We start from the raw sequence: 16,598 nt of genomic DNA, 5'->3' as shown, positions 1-16,598 counted from the left end.
TTCAACGCCAGCCTCGGTTTCGGATCAGGCTTCGACTTCGGCACCAACCTGAAACCGCGCCGCTCACGCGCCGCCTCCCGTCACCCCGCATTCCTCAGCGTGAGCCGCGCCTCGAGCCCGCCGCCGTCCGTCCGGTTGTTCAGCGTGAGCGTGCCGCCCATCGCGAGCGCGAGTTGCCGCGCGATCGCGAGGCCGAGCCCCGTGCCGCCCGTCTCGCGGTTGCGCGACGTCTCCACACGCCGGAACGGCTCGAACACCGCGTCGAGCTGATCGTCCGGAATACCGGGCCCGCGGTCGAGCACGGCGATCACCGCGCCGCCGTCCGGCCCGGCCTGCACGTCGATCTCGGCCGCGCCCGCGAATTTCAGCGCGTTGTCGACGAGGTTGCCGACGATACGGCGCAGCGCCTTCGGCCGCGTGACGAGCGCGAGCGGCGCGCGGCTGTGCAGCGCGACGTCCTGCCCCGCATCCGTGTAGTCGCACACGATGCTGTCGAGCAGCGCGTCGAGATCGATGCGGCGCGCGGCCTCCTCGGTGCCGTGCAGCGTCCGCGCGTACGCCACGCCCTCCTTCACCAGATGCTCCATCTCGAGCAGGTCCTGGCGCAGCTTCGCGCCCTGCGTGTCGTCGTCCATCATGTCGACGCGCAAGCGCATCCGCGTGATCGGCGTCTGCAGGTCGTGCGAGATCGACGCGAGGATCTGCATGCGCTCGGCCATGTACTGCGCGATGCGATCCTGCATCGCGTTGAACGCCCGGGCGGCGCGCGCGACTTCCGACGGCCCGCCCTCGTTCAGCCGCTCGCCCTTCAGGTCAGGGCCCAGTGCGTCGGCGGCCTGCGCGAGCTGCTTGAGCGGCCGCGTCGCGAGCCGCACCGCGAGCCAGCAGCACGCGGCCAGCACCGCGAGCTGCAATACGAGCACGACCGGCAGCCAGCCCGACAGCGGCACCGTCGACATCGGACGAATGTCGATCGTCAGCGGCGACCCGTCGGTCAGTCGCAGATGCACCTGCAGGTGTTCGCGGTCGCCGGGGATCGCGTTCGCGGTCAGCGGGTAGTCGCCGCCGATGCCATCGGAAATCGACCGCTCGACGCGCGCCGACAGCCGCGCCTCCGGCGGCGTGCCCGTATCGCCGGGCCCGAGGATGAACGCATAGCTGCGCCGGGCGAGGCGCGGCAGCCACGCGGCGCGCTCGGCCGGCGGCAGGTGGTCGAGCAGCGCGACCGAGCTCGCGACCTCGCGCTCGATGTAGCCCATCATCAGGTTGGTGGTCGCCTGGTCGCGCTCGGTCACCGTGAGCCAGAACGACAGCGTCTGCGCGAGCGCGAGGCCCACGCACAGGATCAACGCGAGCCGCGCGAACAGCGAGCGCGGCCAGTGCCACGGCATGCGCGCGCTCATGGCGTACCGTCGACGGCAGTCACGGCCGACGAGAACACATAGCCCTCGTTGCGCAGCGTCTTGATGTAGCGCGGTTCGCGCGCACCGTCGCGCAGGCGCTGGCGCAGCCGGCTCACGAGCAGGTCGATCGAGCGGTCGAACGGGTCGGACTGCCGCCCCTGCGTGAGATTGAGCAACTGGTCGCGCGTCAGCACGCGCTGCGGGTTGTCGAGGAACACGCGCAACAGCCGGTATTCGGCGCCGCTCAGCGCGACCAGCGTGCCTTCCGCGTCGAGCAGGTGGCGCCCGGTCGTGTCGAGCCGCCATTCGCCGAACGCGAGCATCTCCGCTGTTTCCGTCACCTGCATGCCGGGCGGCAGCATGCGCGCGCGCCGCAGCACCGAGCGGATCCGCGCGAGCAGCTCGCGCACCGCGAACGGCTTGGCCAGGTAGTCGTCGGCGCCCATCTCGAGGCCGATGATGCGGTCGGTTTCCTCGCCGCGTGCGGTCAGCATCAGCACCGGCACAGTACGGAACTTGCCCGCGCGCAGGTCGCGGCACAGGGCGAGGCCGTCCTCGCCGGGCAGCATCAGGTCGAGCACGATCAGGTCGGGGGCACCGTCGTCCAGAACGCTGCGCATCTCACGGCCGTTCGCGGCCAGCGACACGCGCATGCCGTTCTTCTCCAGGTAGTCCGCGAGCAGTTCGCGGATCGCGCGATCGTCGTCGACGATCAGCACGTGGTCGATCTTGTCCATGAGTCGTTGTCGGTGTCGAGGGATTCGGGCTGGCGATGTCCACTTTTATACCGCACGGCGGGCATGCGTTTGTATCCCAATGTATCGCGCCGCCGTGACGACACACAACATTGCACACGCGTGGCCCGCCGGACACATCGCAGATACGTCGGCGCCGCCTAATGGGGCCTGTCGAAACCCGTCCCGGCCACCGCCCCGAGCGGCGGCCTCCCGCTCAGGAGAACGCCATGCTGCCCCGACTCAAGATCGCCACCCTCGTTATCGCCCTTGCCGCCTCGGCCGGGCTCGCCGCCTTCGCGGGCACCCGCGACAACGCCGACATGCCGGCCGCGCAGGCCGGTACGGCGGCCCCCGATTTCACCGGCATCGACCGCTGGCACAACAGCACGCCGCTGACGCTCGGCCAGCTGCGCGGCAAGGTCGTGCTCGTCGATTTCTGGACGTACTCGTGCATCAACTGCATTCATACGATTCCGTACGTGAAGGAGTGGGACCGGAAGTATCGCGACCAGGGGCTCGTCGTGGTCGGCGTGCATACGCCCGAGTTTCCGTTCGAGCGCGACGCGGGCAACGTCGCCGATGCGATCAAGCGCTTCGGGATCCGGTATCCGGTCGCGCAGGACAACCGCTACGACACGTGGCGCGCGTACGGCAACCAGTACTGGCCCGCGCTGTACCTGATCGACGCGAACGGGAAGGTGATCTATACGCGCGATGGCGAAGGCGGGTACGACAAGACCGAGGCGGCGATCCGCGGTGCGCTCGCGCAGGCCGGTGAAGGCGCGAAGGGCATGACGCGCACGCAATGACGGGCCGGCGCGCGGGCGTGGCACTTGCCCGCGCGCGCCTGCCTGTCGCGAGCGTTCACCCGCGCTTCGCGTCGGCCGCCTCGATCATCGCCTCGCCGATCGCGAGGTTGCCGTTCGCGACCAGCGCGTCGCCCGCGCCGCGAATATCGGCCTCCTCCTTGTTCTGCCCGAGCTTGCGCTTGCCGACGAGCCGCGTGATCTCGATCTGCAGTCCGACGATCGACTGCAGCATCGCGTCGAGATAATCCTTCGGCGCGTCGCCCATCTTCCACGGCGCCGGCTGCGACGCCTCGTGCGTGCGCGTCAGCCGGGCGACCACTCCGCGCACGAACGTCTCGTCGTCGCGCACCGTGATGCGGCCGTGCGCATGCACGACCACGTAGTTCCACGTCGGCACCTGCCGGTGCGCCACATGTTTGCTCGGATACCAGGTCGGCGAGATGTATGCGTCGCCCGCGCGGAAGATCACGAGCACCTCGTCGCCGTTCGCGACGTCCTGCCAGACCGGATTCGCGCGCGCGACGTGCGCATGCAGCTCGTCGGGGCCACTGTCGCTCGGCAGCAGCTCGAACGGGATGTGGTTCGCGTCGAGCCCGCTCTTGCCGTGCGTGATCAGGCTGCCGAACGGATGCTGCACGATCAGCTCTCGCAGCGCGTCAGGATTGGTTTCGGCGAAATCGGCGGGGACGTACATGTCGGCTCCACGGTCATGCGGGGGTTGGAATGGATCAGGCGCTGGCCCGTCATGCGCCGATTGTGGCTCCAAACTGGTTTATGCTGTAGAGCCAGTTTGAAACATTTTCAGCAGACCAGAATCATGGCAAGAACGGCCCGGAACGTCGACATCCCGTCACTCGGCACGCTCGATCGTGCGGCCGGCGACCTGAGCCGCCAGCTCGCGCAGGCGCTGCGCGAAGCCGTGCGGCGCGGCGACGTCCGACCCGGCGACACGCTGCCGTCCACACGGCTGCTCGCCGCGTCGCTGCAGGTGGCGCGCGGCACCGTCGTCGATGCGTATGCGCAGCTCATCGCCGAAGGCTTTCTCGAATCGCGCGGCGGCGCGGGCACGCGGGTCGCGCATGCGCTAGCGGAGCCGCCCGTCAACGCCCCCGAGCCGCCCGCCCGGCGCCGCCCCCCGGCGCGCGCCGGCCTGCCCGAGCCTGCCGCCACGTTCGCGCGGATCGCCGGCGAATTCCGTCCGCTGCCGGCCATGCCGTTCGCGATCTCGGTGCCGATCGGGCTCACCGCACCCGACGACATCTGGCGCCGGCTCGGCAACCGGCTGCGCGCGCGCGGCCCCGGCGCGCCATCCGGCTATGCCGATCCGCAAGGCGCGCTGCCGCTGCGCGAAGCGATCGCCGACTACGTGCGCCGCTCGCGCTCGGTGCGCTGCGATGCGAGCCAGGTCGTGATCACGAGCGGCACGCAGCAGGGGCTGCATCTCGCAAGCCAGGTGCTGCTCGGCGCGGGCGATCAGGCATGGGTCGAGAATCCGGCCTATCGCGGCATCACCGCGCTGCTCGACAGCACCGGGCGGCGCGACGCGATGGTGCGGGTGCCGGTCGACGCCGACGGCATCGACGTCGAGGCCGGTATCCGTCTCGCGCCACACGCGCGGGTCGCATTCGTCACGCCGTCGCATCAGTATCCGCTCGGCATGCCGCTCAGCATGGCGCGGCGCAATGCGCTGCTCGCGTGGGCGCGCGCACGGCACGCATGGGTGGTCGAGGACGATTACGACAGCGAGCTGCGCTACGAAGGCCATCCATTCCCGTCGCTGCAGGGGCTCGCCCCCGATCGCGTGATCTACCTCGGCACGTTCAGCAAGATCCTGTTTCCGTCGCTTCGGCTCGGCTACGTGATCGCGCCCGACGATCTCGTGCCCGCATTCTGCGGCGCCCGCGTGCTGATGGATCGTCATGTGCCGACCGCCGACCAGCACGTGCTGGCCGCGTTCATTGTGGAAGGTCATCTCGACCGCCACATCCGCCGCGTGCGCGGCGTGTATGCGGAACAGCGCGCGCTGCTGATCGACACGCTCGGGGCGCGGCTGCCGCGCGAACGCGCGTGGGTGCAGCCGGGCGACCAGGGGATGCACGTCGTGCTGTGGCTCGCGGAAGGGATCGACGATCTCGACGTGGTCGAGCGCGCCGCGCAAGCCGGCGTCGCGGTGCGCGCGGTATCGCCGATGTTCGCGCCGGGCACGGCCCGCCCGGGGCTCGTGCTGGGCTTCGGCGGGTTCGGCCGCGCGCAGATGGAGGCGGCCGCGCAGCGGCTCGCGGATGTGGTTTCGTCAGCGGAATCGCGGCCGCGTGTGCCGTAATTGGTTGTCGGCAGGCAACAAACGTAATCGTCTGTAAATCCTGCAAGCAAACGGCCGTTTTCGCCGGCGTCGCACGGGTGCCGTTTGCTAGGATCGCGCCTCTTCCCTCCGCGCTCCTGCTGCCTTGAATCGCTTCGTGCCGCTTCTTCGAGACGCGTGGCGCCGTTGCCGCGCCCGCGTCGCACCGTTCGCCGCTGCCTGCCGCGCGCGCATCCGCGCGCTGGGCGCCGATGTGCTGCATGGCCTGCGTCATCCGACGCGCCGCGGCGTCGCGCTGACGCTCGCCGCGATCCCGGAGCTGGGCCTGCTGGTGCTGCTCGCATTCGTCCCGTTCACGCCGAGCATTGGCGACATCCGCAAGGCGCGCATCGACCGCCCCGCGCGCGTGCTGTCCGCCGACGGCCAGCTGATCGCCGAGTTCCGGCCCGTCAACCGCGAATGGGTACCGCTCAAGCAGATCTCGCCGCATATGGTCGACGCGCTGATCGCGACCGAGGACCACCGCTTCTACGCACATCACGGCATCGACGTGCGCCGCACGATCGCGGCCGGGCTGCATACGTTCTCCGGCGACCGCCAGGGCGGCTCGACGATCACGCAGCAGCTCGCGCGCAACCTGTATCCGGATGAAGTCGGCCGCGCGCCGACGCTCACGCGCAAGGTGAAGGAGCTGATCACCGCGTTCAAGATCGAGTCGGTGTACAGCAAGGACGAGATTCTCGAGACCTACCTGAACACCGTGCCGTTCCTGTACAACGCGTACGGCGTCGAAATGGCGGCGCGCACCTATTTCGGCAAGTCGGCCGACCAGCTCGACATCGTCGAAAGCGCGACGCTCGTCGGGATGCTGAAAGGCAACAGCTACTACAACCCGGTGCTGAATCCGGAACGCGCGGTACAGCGGCGCAACATCGTGCTCGACCGGATGGCGCAGATGCGCATGCTGACGCCGCAGCAGCTCGCAAAACTGCAGCGCCAGCCGCTGCGCGTCGACTTCGAGCCGCAGTCGGGGCAGCCCGGCCTCGCCCCGCACTTCGCGGTGCAGTTGCGCAAATGGCTGATCGCGTGGGCCGATCGCAACAACTATGATCTGTACTCCGACGGACTCGTCGTGCGCACGACGCTCGACGCACGACTGCAGGACATGGCGACGCAGGCGCTGACGCGGCAGACCGAACGGCTGCAGGCGATCGCCGACAGCGCGTGGCGCGGCCCGTCAGGCTGCGGGCTGCGCAACGACCTGTTCCGCGGATTCCTCCGCGAGACACCCGACTACCGGCAGGCACGCGACACGGGGCTGACCGACGTCGCGGCGCTGAAGCAGCTCGGCGCCAATCGGGAATTCATGCGCACGCTGTGCGAGCGCAAGACGCAGGTGCAGGCCGGTTTCGTCGCGATCGATCCGCGCAACGGCGCGATCCGCGCGTGGGTCGGCAGTCCCGATTTCGGCAGCGAGCCGTTCGATCACGTCTCGCAGGCGCGGCGCCAGCCCGGCTCGACATTCAAGCCGTTCGTCTATGGCGCCGCGTTCGCGGACGGCATGCGGCCGGGCGATACGTTCGTCGACCGCCCCGTCGCGATTCCGATCGACGGTAGTGCGGTCTGGCGCCCGACCGATGCCGAGCCGCCCACCGACGAGCCGATGACACTGCGCGATGCGCTCGCGCTATCGCGCAACCGTATCACCGCGCAGGTGATGCAGCACGAAGGCGCCGCGAAGGTGGCGCAGCTCGCGCGCGCAATGGGCGTGCGCGAGAGCCCGCTCGACGCGGTACCGTCGCTCGCACTCGGCACGAGCCCCGTCACGCTGAAGGAGATGGTGTCCGCGTACGGCACGATCGCGAACCGCGGCATGTACGTCGCGCCGCAGATGATCACGCGCATCGAGGATCGCGACGGCAAGGTGCTCGCCGCCTTCGGCAGCGCGCCGCCCGAACGTGCATTGCCGGAGCCTGCGGCACGGACGCTGGTCGACGTGATGCGCGACGTCGTCGATCGCGGCACCGGCGCCGACATCCGTTCGCGCTACGGAATCCGAGTCGACGTCGCCGGCAAGACGGGCACGACGCAGGACAACGCGGACGGCTGGTTCATCCTGATGCATCCGCAGCTCGTGGCCGGCGCATGGGTCGGCTTCGACGACGGCAGCGTGACGCTGCGCAGCGACTACTGGGGCGCAGGCGCGCACAGCGCACTGCCGATCGTCGGCACGTTCTACGATGCGGCGCTGCGCGCGAGGGCGATCGATCCGCACGCGCAATTCTCGCCGGACTTCCGGCCGCGCAGCGCGCCGGCGCCGCGACGACGCACGCCGCACCCGGGCCTGTTCGACTGGCTGAGGTTGTTCCGCTGACCTGGATGCCGGCGGGCCATGCCGGCATGCACGACAGCAGTCCGGCCTATCGACGCGTCGTCGTCGCGTGCCCGTCCGCGTACAGCCATACGGGCACGCCGTCGTCGCGCAATGCGGCCACCGGTTCGCCCAGGCTCCAGTTCTGCGCGACCGCGACACGGCGGACGAACCACGGCATCAGCATCGCGTGTCCGGCGCCGGCGTTGCGATCGTCGTCGAACAGCGCATCGTCGCCGATCCGCGTATAACGCGCCGGATGCAGCACGGTACCGTCCGCGCGAAGCACCGTCGCCCGCACGTCGTGGCCGCTCTCGTTCTCCACACAGGCCAGCCAGCCGTGATCGGCGCCCCAGAACAGGCCGGCCACGTCGTCGTAACGACCCTGCGCGACCGATGCGCCCGTCTCGAGATCGCAGACCGCGAGTTGCACCGGCTCGCCCGGCAGGACGCCGATCGCGTAACGCGTGAACAGTTCGCCCGGTACGGCTTCGTCATCGGGTAACCACGGCAGCGCCCCCATGTTGACGAAGTCGAACGGTGTCAGCACGCGGCCCTGCCCGTCGACAATCGCGCACCGCCCGTCGTCGCGCCGAACGATGTGGCGGATCGCGCCGAGCTCGGTCAGCATGTCCGTCCGTTCGTCGTCGGTCAGCCTGGCGACTTCCGCGTAATGCGGTTCGACGACGACCCGGCCCTTCGCATCGACGAGGCCGACGTGACCATCGCGCTGCGCGACGAAGGCACCGCATTCGGACGACCATTCGAGCGCGTCCCACTCGGGCGGCGCGCGCCATTGTCCGTCGCGCCCGATCAGCCCCCACCGCTCGCCTTCGGATACCGCCGCGACGGTGCCGCTCTCGAATTCATGCGCATCGTCGAAACGCGGCGGAATCACCCATGCACCGTGCGTGTCGACGAAGCCCCAGCGGCCGTCCAGGCTCGCGGATGCGAGCCCACCGGTGAAATCGCCGAAATCGTCGAGCGACGGTTCGAGCGCCCACGTGCCGTCCGTGCGCACGAGTCCGAACCGCTCGCCGACGCGCACGCATGCGACGTCGCCGCTGAAATCCCACACGGCGTCGAACGACGGTTCGCACACGATCCGCATCTCGTCGCCATCGGCATCGCCATCGGCGAACAGCAGGCCGACCTTCCCGTCGCGCGCGGCCCACAGCAACCGGCCGTCGCGCGCGCCGCTCGTCCACAGGCTCGTCCACTCGGGCGGCACGATCACGCGCCACGCGTCGTCGGTTTCACGCCGCACGCCCCACAGGCCGTTGCGTACGCGAAAGCTGAACGTGCCGTGGCCGAGCCAGTTGCCGTGCACCTCGCCGGCATCGAACATCTCGGCAAACATCACACCGCGCGGCGGCTCCTGACGGACGAAATAGTGATGCAACATGCAGCCGAACCCGAAGCCCCACGCCCAGTCGCGCCAGTCGGGTGGCGTATCGATCTCGAGCGCATCGCGCACGCCGTGCACGTCGCGAAAGTCCATGCAGTTCGCGACCCGCCACCACAGGCGCGTGCAGGCATCGCGTTCCTGGTCGATGTAGTCGTTCGGATCGCCGCCGTCGAACCACGACAACTCGTCGAGATTCGCGGAAAACCGCGGTGCGCCGTGCGCATCGCCGAGCGCGTCGATCGATTCGCCGAGATGACGCACGAGCGCATCGAACTGACGCGCGAGCGCCGGATCGTCACCGGGCAGCGGATACGCGACGACGAACGACGCGAGCCGGCTGAGTCGCGCATGCGCCGCACGCGCGTCGCTGGCGAGATTCGGCGTGCCGGCATCGCCGAACACGCGCTGATCGGTAATCGCATCGCTCGCGCCGCCATCGGCGAGCAGCACGCGCCACAGCAGCGGAAAGTGATTGTTGGATTCCGCGAGCGCGATCGTTCGCGCGTCGTCGCCGTCACCGGCCTGGAGATACAGCCATGATCGATTGCCCATCGGAAGGGTCGCCCTCGTCTTTGTTGTTGCTGTTTTCGTGTCGGCGCTCATTATAGGAGCGCGCGATGTCGAAGGCAGTTGCTGGTACCGCGCCCCGCGCCAGATTAATCCACCCGGACGAAGCAGAGCCGCCGCGCGCCGCGCACCATCGTCGTCATCGTTCAACGACGGTGGCGCCCGCGTGACCCACAGCGCAGTCGAGATCGCGAACCCGCTCTACCGCTAGGCGGAACTGCCGGACACCGGTGACTTGCCGGGCGTCGCCGAGCTGTTTCGGCACGCGCGCATCAAGATGCAGGAAGGTGCGCCAACGATCGGCGCGGATGAACTGCTCGCACTGCTCAGCGCAAGCGTCCAGCGTGACGCGTGCGGCACACCGCGCACGAAGCATGGGGTGAACATTCCGATCATCGAGATCGACGAAGCCGCGCATCGCGTGACTGCCCGCGTTCAGGGCAGCGTTGCGATGCGCTCGACGAGCGTCGCGTAGATGCGGTCCGCGTCGACCTCGTTGATCCACGTCGAATTCGCCGCTCGGCCGCTGCGCCCGTTCCAGTCGACGACCATCTCGCCAAGCGTCCACCGCCCGGTCGTCTCGACCATCATGTTCACCCTGCGTCCACCGAACAGCGTCGGATCGACGAGATAGCCGAGCGCGGTCGGGTCGTACATCGGCGCGTCTTCGACGCCGCGCCGCTTCTTGTTGTAGGCCAGTTCCGCATCCATGATGTCGGCGACGATCGCGCCGCAGCGGTTGCCGAGCGCACGGAACGGCGCGACGTGCGCCGGCGTGATCGGCGGTCAGTCCGCCGTGTCGCCGCCCTTCGGCACCTTCGACCACGCCTTGCGCCCCGGCAACGGCGACCACGCCGGCCGCGTCTTGCGTGCGCTGTCGATCACGACCAGGTAGCGGCCCGCGATCGGCGTGATGTCGCGGTCGCGACGCAACACCCACAGCGACTTGCCGGCCTCGACGCGCGCCTGGTAATCGTCGTCGAGCAGGCCATGACGGTCAAAGAACGTGTTCAACGACGCGGGAATCCGCACGCACCCTTTCGAGTGCCGTATGCCCAGCAGCGATTCGAGGCGATCGGGATCGGTCGCATGCATCTGGAAGCGCATCGGCGACACGCCGCCCTTGCCCCAGCCGCGCTCGCCGTCCACCCAGCCGAAGTCGTAGATGCGCATGTCGCGGCGGCCGTAGCCGCGAATGCCGTTCTCGTTCGTCGTGCCCTCCGCGCGGAAATCCATGTTGTCCGGCGAGTGATGGAACACGCCGAGCGGCGTCAGGAAATGGTCGTACTGGCCCGGCAGCCCGGTGCCGACCGGTGACGCGCCGATCATCATCCACGCGTTGGCCGGCGTCGCGCGGAAGTAGATGAACAACGCCTGTACGTTCGGTGAGCGGTCGACCATCGCGATGTATTCGCCCGCCAGGTTGCCGAGGTCCGCTTCGGCGAGCGCCTTCTGGAGCCGCTCGCCGTACGCGCGCTGCTCGCTTGCAGGCACGTTCAGGCGCCGCGTGACTTCCTGTGTGAAGCGCTTGCGCATGTCGACCGCGCGTGCCGTCGCATTTTTTGCCTCTTCTGCCGACAAGGGGGGATGCTGGCGCGGCGGTGTCGGCGCGGGTGCCTCTGCCTCGCTGGCGGGCGTGGCGGACGCGGCCGATGCAGGTGTGGCGGCGGATGCGGCGGAAGCAGCAGAAGCTGCGGAGGGCGCCGATGCGCCCGATGCCGGACTGGCAGGCTCCGCAGGATGTGCGTGTGATGCCGCAGGCGCGGGCTGGGCCGCCGACGCACCCGACGATGCACGCGCTGACGAAGCAGCATGCGCGCGAGAAGCCGCCGATGCGGGCGACTCGACTGATGAGGATGACGTAGCAGCGGGCAACGGTGCGTCGGACGCCGCAAAGGCTGGCCGCGCGACAAGCACGGAGATCGGCAGTGCCGCAACGAGCCAGAAACACGCAGCGGCAACACGAGCAAGACAACGCGGCTTCGCAAATCGCCGCGCTTGGCTGAAAAGCATCATACGTTCGAAGCCATCGGCCGATCCGGCCGCCGCATGCTGCTGTTGCGAGCGGCGCAGCTTCCGCGCGAGCCATCGACACATCCGGCGCATCGTATGCGCCCGGCGCCGACGCCTCTTCGCGGTGGAGCCGTTCGCTGTTGCAACGCGACCGGCCCGATGGCGGCTAATGAGTCGTCAGGCCCTTCATTTTACGCGTCCGCGCAAGAATCGGCAGGGGGGAACGGCGCGGTTTTGCGCTTCGTCACGCTTTGTTTCAACTCGTTTCCGCTCGCCGTTTCATTGCGTGGCAGGCTTGTGCGTTGGGCGCTCGAGATCGATACAGGGAGCCGTGTGCTTCACCAAGGCACGACCGCATCTTCAAATCGATTCGTATGCCGGATCATTTCCGATACGCGGTACACGCCGTACGCGCGATGCAATCACCATCGCATCGCACGCATGCCGCACGAACCATGCGACATGCGTGCGCGACCACCGATCACTTCGAGATGGTTTCGAGCGCAATGCCCTTCGTGCGCGGCCCCATGAGCCCGATCGCCGCCATCACGATCACCATCGCGCCCGCAATGAACGCGAACACGCCGAAGGTGCCGAAACCCTTCAGCACGGCCGCGATCACGAACGACGAGAAGATCGCCGAAAAGCGGCTCCACGAATAGACGAAGCCGACGGCCCGTGCGCGAATCGACGTCGGGAACAGTTCGGCCTGATACGCGTGGAAGCTGTACGACATGATGTTGCTGGCGAGCGTGAGGCCGATGCCGAGCACGATCAGGAACGCGCCCACCGTCGTCTGGCTGAACAGCAGCCCGCAGACGACGATCGCCGCCGCCATCGCGACGATCACCGACTTGCGCTCGAAGCGGTCGGCGATCACCAGGCCGATCAGCGGGCCGATCGGCGCGGCGAGTGCGATCACGCTCGAATACATCAGGCTCGACGTGATCGTGATGCCCTGCTTGATCAGCAGCGTCGGCACCCAGTTCGCGAAGCCGTAGAAACCGACCGTCTGGAACACGTTGAAGATCGTCATCATGATCGTGCGGCTGCGATACGGCTGCACCCACATGTCGCGGAAGCTGCCGCGCGGCGGCACCGGCTCGGCGGGCGCGAGCGGCGGCAGCGGCCGGCCGTATTCGGCTTCGACCTTCGCCTCGAGCGTGCGCATGATGCGATCGGCTTCGTCGACCCGGCCCTGCTGCGCGAGCCAGCGCGGGCTTTCCGGCAGTTCGCGGCGGATCCACCACACGAACAGCGCGCCGTGCGCACCGATCAGCACGACCCAGCGCCAGCCATCGAGGCCGAACGGGGCATGCGGCACGAGCAGGTATGCGAGGAACGCGACCACCGGCACCGCGACGAACCCGACCGCCTGCTCGCACGCGAATGCACGGCCGCGGATCTGCTTCGGCACGAGCTCGGAGATGTACGTGCCGATCGTCACCATCTCGACGCCGAGACCGAGCCCGACGACGAAGCGCCAGAAGTTCAGTCCGGCGGCGGTGTCCTGGAACGCCATCACGACGTTGGCCGCCGTGTACCACAGCAGCGACCACGTGAAGATCGCGCGGCGGCCGAAGCGGTCGGCGAGGAAGCCGCACGCGATCGTGCCGATGAAGAGCCCCGAGAACAGCGCCGCGATGAAGCTCGCGACGCCCGTGGTGCCGAACAGGCCGTGCGTCGTCGCGGAGAGGATTCCGCTTTTCACGAGGCCAGGGGCGACGTAGCCGCTATAGAGCAGGTCGTAGAGTTCGAAGAAGAAGCCGAGGCTCAGCAGGACGACGAGTTTCCAGACGGTGCGGGTGGGCGGCAGGCGGTCGAGCCGGGCCGAGATGGAGCCGGGGTCGATCGCCGCAGGGCGGGCGGCGCCCGCTGCGACGAGCGGGTCGGGCTGGGTGGATGCCATGGTGGCAAGTCTCCGGATTCTTGATTGTCTTGGCGCTACCAGTGGGGCGTTGGAGAGCGGCTTCGCGCATTTTAGCGAGGCGTGGGCCTGAGCACATCAACCGGCTGATGAGCGGTCGGGCGACAGGCGCACCGGAACGGCTGTGGTCCGGCCAGTTCCACTATCGCTGGCGAACGGGGCACTACGTCAAACAGGCTTGACCGCCGGCCAATCTGCGCTCTCCGCATCCGGAAATTCGACTCCCTTGATGCCACGCCTGTCAGCCTCGTCGCGAAAATCCTCGGAGCAGGTCAGCGAGTTGCTGCTCCAGGCATGGCCGGTCAGTTTGGCATCAACCGGCAGGTGGGATACCAGTAGTGAATCTGACTCCTTTCTTCGTCGCACGCAGTACAGCATCAGCCAGTTGATCCCCGACGATAATGTATGTTGGGGAGTCGTATTGCCGACCAATGCCATTGGCTGGAAACTCGGGGCGCAAGACCATCTTTTTGAAGCCGACCTTGGCGTCAGGAAATCCCGACACTTTCACCACTATCGGCTCGGAGGCGTCGTGATCAACCACGTCAACCTTCCTCGTCGGGTTGAGAAGGAAGTACGAGCCATCAATAGCCTCTCCGCTCGATCTAATATCTGCCGGGATGAACTGAACATCGTCGTCATTCACCAGTTCTTCAATCGCAACACGCACCGCTTCACTTACTAGCGGAATCAAGATGTCTGACCAGATGACGCCATAGTCTCGAATCTTTGACAGTCCCTTTTTGGGAAGCTCGAATAACAAGGGAACCGGGCTTACGAGGCGCTTTGCCGCCTGTAACTCGAAACGATCCACCTCATTTCTTGCCTCGTCGTAGAGTGCCATCCGACTTTCCGGATAGTCCGCCTCAGTGGTCCAGATTTTCGTCATACTTCCTCGCTCAGTTTGGACACGCCCACGGTCGATGGCTCTTGTTGAGCATCCGGTTCCCCGCTTTCAGCTCGATCCGTTCTCGCGCTACGATTCCGCGCAAAGCCTCGTTATATTGTGCGTGGCTCCAGCCCTGCTGCTTTCCTGTTGTCACAGCATCACTCATTTGCCTGGCCAAGTCCGTGCTTACATTGTTCGGATGGCGCCAATTGTGGATCGAACGAGTCGGATGAAGGCTCTAGTCCTCTGGGAGATAGTTTTTGTTGGCTTGAGATTGAAGGTCAAAGCCTGCAAGCGCAATAAGAGGGTGGTTCGCCGCTTCTGCATTCGAATCGTCGATCGTTACGACGAAAAGTGCACCATTTTTCCGAGAAACGAAGATCGCCTGCAATGACCAGGGTCATCGACATCATCGAAGAACTGGAGCCCGAACCTAGCCAGGTGGACCTCAGAGCATTTGATATACCACCAATCCGCAACTTTCGTCGGATTTTCCTTAAAGGCTTCATCCACGGAAGAGTAATGAGTTGTCTTTTTTGCGTATTCTTGGTTACCGTGATTGAAATTTGCACCACATCACCACCGTCTGTCAGGGTGCAATGAGGGTCATGATCAGGGTGCCCCATCACCAAGCCGCACAAAATGACAATCAGTTTTCTTAATAATTTCCAAAATTCAGAACTACTCGTCGACCATACGCATAAATGTCGCTCTTTGCGACTCCGAAAGAATCAGACCGAGGCCTTGTCCGAGTCGTGCAAGGAAGTCAGTTCGAATAGAGAAATCAGCGTTGTAGATTTTTTTACCGAATTCAACGACGAACAAATCACACCATATCTTGATAGATTTCACGAACTGTTCAGGCGTCGAGGCAAGTTCTTGTGGGCTCCATTTTCCCGATCCATGTCGAGCAAACAGCACGCTGCAATTTGAATCGCCCTGCATGGCAATGATCGGATCCCCGCTAAGTTGGCCGACGACGAACCATGAGGCGTGCCAGTCAGGGAGCGGTTTTCCCTGAGCGTCAACGCTGTACCCGATTTGTACCTGTGCGATGGACTGTGGTGTTCCGTACAACTTTAGGTCTTCAGCAGACCACGGAACTGATAGGTCTCCCCCGTTCAACGACACAATCCATTCCCAGAGTCCTCCGTTAATTTGGACGTTCTGGGGGAAATCCTCAGGCCCGGGCTGTCGACCTTGAGCGGACTGGCCTACGACGCCACGAATCAGATCCAGTGATTCGGTTTCATCGGACATCGCGCTTCCCTCTTCGACGCTTGGTTCATCATCGCTTGCCGATCTATCAGACGACCGGAGGTGGCATTCTGATCGTTTCATCGATGGCTTTCTTTCAAACTATTTAGGTATTCACCGCCACTTGGCCTGTTGGACAAGCTTGCCAATCAACAAATCCTCAATCGATGCCGTCGAATTCTCCAGATAATCGACACACATCGCATCCGCGATTCCATAAAGCAAGAATTACTGAATGAAAAGCAAAGGCTCACTTTCATCTGCCAAAAAACCAAGAAGATTATCCGGAGACGCCGACGCCCAATCAATCTCGTCAACCCCTCTGAATTCGACACCAGCAACAACCTTCCTTTTTATCGCTTCCCTTGCAAATTCCTCGGAACAAAAGATTGCATTTTGCGCCAAATCCAAATTTTTCACTTTAAAAAAATCAAACCCTACCCCATCCTTAAATTTGATCTTATCAACCACAAAACAATCCCCAAATTCATTCAATCCAATTATCGAAGATTTCTCCAGCACATCCTCTTTATAGACATCGGATCCAAATGATATTATATGATATTTCTTCTCCGAAATATCTCGCCCCTTCGAATCAACGATAGCTATAGGCCGCTCTTCCCGAATGGGAACAGAGAAATCATTCAGAATCTCCAAAAATCCCTGACTGACAATGTGAAACCTTGAATTGGCCCCACTCGACCTAATATCATAAGAAATTAGCTTGTCACGAGATATCAGAAACATTTCGCCCGAAAATATTTCCCCTGAAAAATCCCGATAGTCGTACCAAGGCTTCTCTCCATAATTGACAGCAAGCACATTTTCAACAAACTTATCGTAAACGACGCCCTGCATTGCACCAACCGGACAACCGCGCTCTTTTTTTTCGAGCAATGCGTAATAGTTCGACAT

The 16,598-nt window shown here is 65.2% G+C and carries 13 protein-coding genes and 1 pseudogene; 3 read left to right on the top strand and 11 right to left on the bottom strand.

Going from position 1 to position 16,598, the window contains the following annotated elements:
• Positions 1-80: 80 nt before the first annotated feature.
• Both ACPTTC_RS20315 and ACPTTC_RS20310 read right to left on the bottom strand, forming a co-directional pair.
• Positions 81-1,403: an ATP-binding protein gene (locus ACPTTC_RS20315; protein ID WP_175971568.1), complete on the bottom strand. Its 1,323-nt coding sequence runs from the start codon at positions 1,401-1,403 to the stop codon at positions 81-83.
• Positions 1,400-2,140: a response regulator gene (locus ACPTTC_RS20310; protein WP_175971567.1), complete on the bottom strand. Its 741-nt coding sequence runs from the start codon at positions 2,138-2,140 to the stop codon at positions 1,400-1,402. The genes ACPTTC_RS20315 and ACPTTC_RS20310 overlap by 4 nt, the downstream gene beginning before the upstream one ends.
• Before the next feature lie 227 nt (positions 2,141-2,367).
• Here ACPTTC_RS20310 and ACPTTC_RS20305 point away from each other — a divergent pair, with 227 nt between their 5' ends.
• Entirely contained in the window at positions 2,368-2,949 is a 582-nt protein-coding gene (locus tag ACPTTC_RS20305; protein ID WP_423393648.1) for a thioredoxin family protein, read from the top strand.
• 55 nt (positions 2,950-3,004) lie between these two features.
• On the opposite strand, the gene ACPTTC_RS20300 is transcribed toward ACPTTC_RS20305, so the two are convergent.
• The gene (locus ACPTTC_RS20300; protein WP_423393647.1) at positions 3,005-3,643 is read right to left on the bottom strand and encodes an FMN-binding negative transcriptional regulator; all 639 of its coding nucleotides are present in this window, start codon (positions 3,641-3,643) and stop codon (positions 3,005-3,007) included.
• A gap of 123 nt (positions 3,644-3,766) precedes the next feature.
• On the opposite strand from ACPTTC_RS20300, the gene ACPTTC_RS20295 reads away from it, so the two are divergent.
• Together ACPTTC_RS20295 and ACPTTC_RS20290 are read left to right on the top strand one after the other, a co-directional pair.
• Positions 3,767-5,272, top strand: coding sequence for a PLP-dependent aminotransferase family protein (locus ACPTTC_RS20295; RefSeq protein ID WP_423393646.1), 1,506 nt, complete (start codon positions 3,767-3,769; stop codon positions 5,270-5,272).
• 124 nt (positions 5,273-5,396) lie between these two features.
• Positions 5,397-7,625 (top strand): penicillin-binding protein 1A, encoded by a 2,229-nt coding sequence (locus ACPTTC_RS20290; protein ID WP_423393645.1) that lies wholly within the window; start codon positions 5,397-5,399, stop codon positions 7,623-7,625.
• 46 nt (positions 7,626-7,671) lie between these two features.
• Here ACPTTC_RS20290 and ACPTTC_RS20285 read toward each other — a convergent pair whose 3' ends face one another.
• The 8 genes and pseudogenes from ACPTTC_RS20285 to ACPTTC_RS20250 form a co-directional block, all read right to left on the bottom strand.
• Complete coding sequence (locus ACPTTC_RS20285) at positions 7,672-9,582, bottom strand: WG repeat-containing protein (RefSeq protein ID WP_423393644.1); 1,911 nt, start codon at positions 9,580-9,582, stop codon at positions 7,672-7,674.
• A 154-nt stretch (positions 9,583-9,736) separates the two neighbouring features.
• Positions 9,737-10,015, bottom strand: a complete 279-nt coding sequence (locus ACPTTC_RS20280) for a hypothetical protein (protein ID WP_423393643.1) — start codon at positions 10,013-10,015, stop codon at positions 9,737-9,739.
• Positions 10,016-10,032: 17 nt separating this feature from the next.
• A pseudogene (locus ACPTTC_RS20275) lies at positions 10,033-10,380 on the bottom strand (nucleoside hydrolase); the annotation flags it as partial.
• A 3-nt stretch (positions 10,381-10,383) separates the two neighbouring features.
• Entirely contained in the window at positions 10,384-11,703 is a 1,320-nt protein-coding gene (locus ACPTTC_RS20270; RefSeq protein ID WP_423393642.1) for a hypothetical protein, read from the bottom strand.
• A gap of 388 nt (positions 11,704-12,091) precedes the next feature.
• Complete coding sequence (locus ACPTTC_RS20265) at positions 12,092-13,519, bottom strand: MFS transporter (RefSeq protein ID WP_423393641.1); 1,428 nt, start codon at positions 13,517-13,519, stop codon at positions 12,092-12,094.
• A 331-nt stretch (positions 13,520-13,850) separates the two neighbouring features.
• Positions 13,851-14,381, bottom strand: a complete 531-nt coding sequence (locus ACPTTC_RS20260) for an imm11 family protein (RefSeq protein ID WP_423393640.1) — start codon at positions 14,379-14,381, stop codon at positions 13,851-13,853.
• A gap of 726 nt (positions 14,382-15,107) precedes the next feature.
• Positions 15,108-15,686 carry a hypothetical protein gene (locus ACPTTC_RS20255; RefSeq protein ID WP_423393639.1) on the bottom strand — a complete coding sequence of 193 codons (579 nt, stop codon included), beginning with the start codon at positions 15,684-15,686 and terminating at the stop codon, positions 15,108-15,110.
• A 225-nt stretch (positions 15,687-15,911) separates the two neighbouring features.
• Positions 15,912-16,598 carry an Imm43 family immunity protein gene (locus ACPTTC_RS20250; protein WP_423393638.1) on the bottom strand — a complete coding sequence of 229 codons (687 nt, stop codon included), beginning with the start codon at positions 16,596-16,598 and terminating at the stop codon, positions 15,912-15,914.

Origin of the sequence: Burkholderia mycopellens, from assembly GCF_964265025.1 — a bacterium.
GTDB lineage: Bacteria > Pseudomonadota > Gammaproteobacteria > Burkholderiales > Burkholderiaceae > Burkholderia.
Note: the sequence above shows the minus strand (reverse complement) of the source record. Positions and strands in the feature narration are given on the sequence as shown.